Origin of the sequence: Pseudomonas quercus (assembly GCF_012033695.1) — a bacterium.
In the GTDB taxonomy this organism is placed as follows: domain Bacteria; phylum Pseudomonadota; class Gammaproteobacteria; order Pseudomonadales; family Pseudomonadaceae; genus Aquipseudomonas; species Aquipseudomonas quercus.
Genome location: NZ_JAAVJI010000036.1, coordinates 1 through 3862, shown reverse-complemented (window position 1 = coordinate 3862; position 3862 = coordinate 1). Strand labels below are relative to the sequence as shown.

The window sequence follows — 3862 nt, the reverse complement described above, 5'->3', positions numbered from 1 at the left end:
TGGCTAAAAGCGTCTGGAGAGTTCCGGTGTCAAGCGCGGGGGCACAGCGATGTTTAGCCCAGGTAACTCAGATCTGAAGTGGGCATGGACCAATTTGCAGCCGTAGACTGCCAAGTTCACGCCTTCTTGCCTTACTACACCAAGGCCGGGCTGACCGATGTGACTGACCCGCAGATCATTTATGACCTGCAGAAGAAATTGGATGCTGAAGGGATCTATCACTGGCAAGAAATCGAGGCCTTCGCTTTGGCCTTCTTCGACCCTAAAGCGGCAGCTAGCAAACTCTGTAGTGGTCTACTAACCCCGGACACCTTTTTAGGCGAAAATGATCGCCACACAGAGGTGTTCGATGAGCAGACAACGACGTACTTTCACCCCCGAGTTCAAACGCGAGGCGGCCTGCCTTGTGCTCGATCAAGGCTACGGCCATGCCGAGGCCGCGAGGTCGCTCGATATTGGGGAGCCGGCGTTGCGTCGCTGGGTCAACCAGCTTCAGGCTGAGCGAAATGGCGTGACCCCATCCAGCAAAGCGATGACGCCAGAGCAGCAGGAAATCCAGGCGCTCAAGGCTCGCATCAATCGGCTGGAGATCGAGAAGAAAATCTTAAAGGAGGCCACTGCGCTCTTGATGGCCGAGGAACACGGGCGCAGACGTTGAAGTCGATTCGGCAGTTGGCAAAGCACTACCCTGTTCAGCTGTTGTGTTCAGTGTTCGAGTTGCCCCGATCCTGTTATTGCGCGCACTTGGCCCGCCGACGGCGTATCGATGTTCGACGTACGGGCCTGCGCAGCCGTATCAACGAGCTGTTCAGCCAGAGCCGAAGCTCGGCAGGTAGCCGCAGTATCGTCGCCATGCTCAGGGATGAAGGTATCAAAGTGGGACGCTTCAAGGTCAGAGGACTGATGAAGGAGCAGGGCTTGATCAGCAAGCAGCCCGGTTCTCACGCATACAAACAGGCCACGGTTGAGCGCCTCGACATCCCCAATGTTCTTGATCGACAGTTCACCGTGGCAACGCCAAACAAGGTCTGGTGTGGTGACATCACCTACATCTGGGCGCAGGGCCGGTGGCATTACCTGGCGGTCGTCCTGGACTTGTATAGCCGCCGGGTAGTGGGCTGGGCGATGTCTGCCAAGCCGGATGCCGAACTGGTCATCAAGGCGCTCGACAGGGCTTATGAGATGCACGGCAGGCCACAGGGCTTACTATTTTACAGTGACCAGGGTAGCCAATATGCCAGCCGTAGTTTCCGCCAGCGGCTGTGGCGCTATCGGATAACTCAAAGCATGAGTCGACGGGGAAACTGCTATGACAACGCGCCCACGGAGCGGCTGTTTCGCAGCTTGAAAGCGGAATGGATACCGACGGTCGGTTACATGACGGCAGCGCTGGCCGAGCAAGATATCGGGCGCTATCTCATGCAGCGGTACAACTGGACAAGGCCGCATCAGCACAATGGCTTCGTGCCGCCGGCTGTTGCGGAAGAAAAACTCAATTCTGTGTCCGGGAACTGTCGACCACTACACTCAGCTACTACTGTGCACCGGCCAAGGAACGCTTTGCCAAGCGTTATGCCTTTTGCGTGGAGTCGCGTCAGCAAGCGCTGGATTACAAGCACACGGCCGAGACGAATGGTGACAGCGCCGGCCTGAAGAAAGCTGAGCATGCCTTGAAAGAGGCAGGGGAACAGGTGGACCAGCTCGACCTGTTCCGCAAGAACCTGCAGAGCTTTGTGCGCCTGTACGAGTTTCTCTCGCAGATCGTGCCTTACGAGGACCGTGAACTGGAGCAGCTGTGCGTATACGCCAAGCACCTTTACCCGTTATTGCGTGTGGATCGGTTGCAGCAGGACGACGTGGACGTGGGCGAACTGCAACTGAGCCATTACCGCCTGAGCAAACGCGTTGAGCACCAGCTGCGCTTGAGTGAGGAAGAAGGCGAGCACACCCTTAAGCCGAGTAGCGATGTTGGCAGCGGTAAGCCCCATGACCCCGAAAAAAAACGTTTGTCAGAAATTATCGACGCGCTGAATGACATCTTCGGTGCCGAGGTCAGCGAAGATGACCAACTGCAGTTTCTCACTGGCATCGCACAACGTATCAGCCGCCAGGAAGACGTGATGGCACAGGTGAACAATCATTCGGTTGATCAAGTGATGCACGGCCTGTTTCCCAAGCGGGTGTTGGACACCGTGCTAGACGCCATGACTGATCATGAGAAGCTTTCCTTGGAAGTGCTGGATAACGAGAGCAAGAGTCGTGCTTTTGCCTTGGTCATTCTTAAGATGCTGAAATCGGCAACTGATCTTCAGGGGCCTAGCTTGTGCGATGTTTAAAACTATATAAGCAGGTTCTGTGCCGGCCTCTGCTTTGATGATTATGCACGTCGTCAACGGCAGCTACCCGGTTGGCCAGAAACCCAAAATACCGGATCATCCGAAAATGCTTCTCCGGAATGTGCTGCACTACCCGGCGCAGCATGTCGGCCTGGCTTACCGATTCCTGCTGATAGGTCTACGTGCGGTGATCCAGGTAGGTGAAGCTCAACGTCGCGCCTGACGTGTAATGCGCCAGACGGCTGCCCGAAATCGGCGGTTTCTTCAGGTAACCGCCCTCAACGACCGGTCGCCGTCAGTTCTTTGAGCCTGCTTTGGAGCGTGCCGGAAGCCCCCCGATGTTTAGTCGCCAAGGTCAGTATCTCAGCTTGGGAAACGCCGCCCTGGGCCAGTCGCGGATAGACCTGCAATAGCGTGTCCAGCGTTTTCTTAGCACCGCCGTTGCCGCCAATCCTCACCAGGTTGTCGTTGCTGAAGCCGGCCTGACGCAGGGCCGGGCCCTTGTCCAGCAGCGCCTGCAAGGCCTGCTGACCCCCGTTGTTGGCGGCGACCTTGACCAGGTTGTCGTTGCTGAAGCCGGCCTGACGCAGGGCCGGGCCCTTGTCCAGCAGCGCCTGCAAGGCGTGCGCACCGCCCCCGTTGGCCGCGACTTTGACCAGGTTGTCGGGGCTGAAACCTGCCTGACGCAGGGCCGGGCCCCTGTCCAGCAGCGCCTGCAAGGCCTGGGCGCCGCCATCATGGGCGGCGACCTTGACCAGGTTGTCGTTGCCAAAGCCGGCCTGACGCAGGGCCGGGCCCTTGTCCAGCAGCGCCTGCAAGGCCTGCTGACCCCCGTTGTTGGCGGCGACCTTGACCAGGTTGTCGTTGCTGAAGCCGGCCTGACGCAGGGCCGGGCCCCTGTCCAGCAGCGCCTGCAAGGCCTGGGCGCCGCCATCATGGGCCGCGACCTTGACCAGGTTGTCGTTGCCAAAGCCGGCCTGACGCAGAGCCGGGCTCTTGTCCAGCAGCGCCTGCAAGGCCTGCTGACTCCCGTTGTTGGCGGCGACCTTGACCAGGTTGTCGGGGCTGAAGCCTGCCTGACGCAGGGCCGGGCCCTTGTCCAGCAGCGCCTGCAAGGCCTGCGTACCGCCTATATTGGCAGCGACCTTGATCAGGTTGTCGTTGCTGAAGCCTGCCTGACGCAGGGCCGGGCCCTTGTCCAGCAGCGCCTGCAAGGCGTGCTGACCCCCGTTGTTGGCGGCGACCTTGACCAGGCTGTCAGGGCCAAAGCCGGCCTGACGCAGGGCCGGGCCCTTGTCCAGCAGCGCCTGCAAGGCCTGCTGACCCCCGTGATGGGCCGCGATCTTGATGACCTGCTCACGGCCCCCCAATGCATTTTGAAGCCTGTCGAGATGCTGTAGCACATAGTTCAGGGTGGCGTTGCCAGCGGCTTTCTGGATTTTGTTACGGTCAGCGGCGCTCAATGCTTGAGACGAAGTGTTTGCCGATTGAGCGAAGAGGGCTGAGCGAACAGAAGACGATGGATA

General features: G+C 59.2%; 4 pseudogenes. 2 read left to right on the top strand and 2 right to left on the bottom strand.

Going from position 1 to position 3862, the window contains the following annotated elements:
* Positions 1–349: 349 nt before the first annotated feature.
* Positions 350–1509, top strand: a pseudogene (locus HBH25_RS22850) (IS3 family transposase); the annotation flags it as partial.
* A gap of 5 nt (positions 1510–1514) precedes the next feature.
* Positions 1515–2336, top strand: a pseudogene (locus HBH25_RS22845) (type I restriction endonuclease subunit R); the annotation flags it as partial.
* Positions 2337–2400: 64 nt separating this feature from the next.
* On the opposite strand, the pseudogene HBH25_RS22840 reads toward HBH25_RS22845, so the two are convergent.
* Positions 2401–2613 (bottom strand): annotated as a pseudogene (locus HBH25_RS22840) (transposase); the annotation flags it as partial.
* A 1-nt stretch (position 2614) separates the two neighbouring features.
* A pseudogene (locus HBH25_RS22835) lies at positions 2615–3862 on the bottom strand (hypothetical protein); the annotation flags it as partial.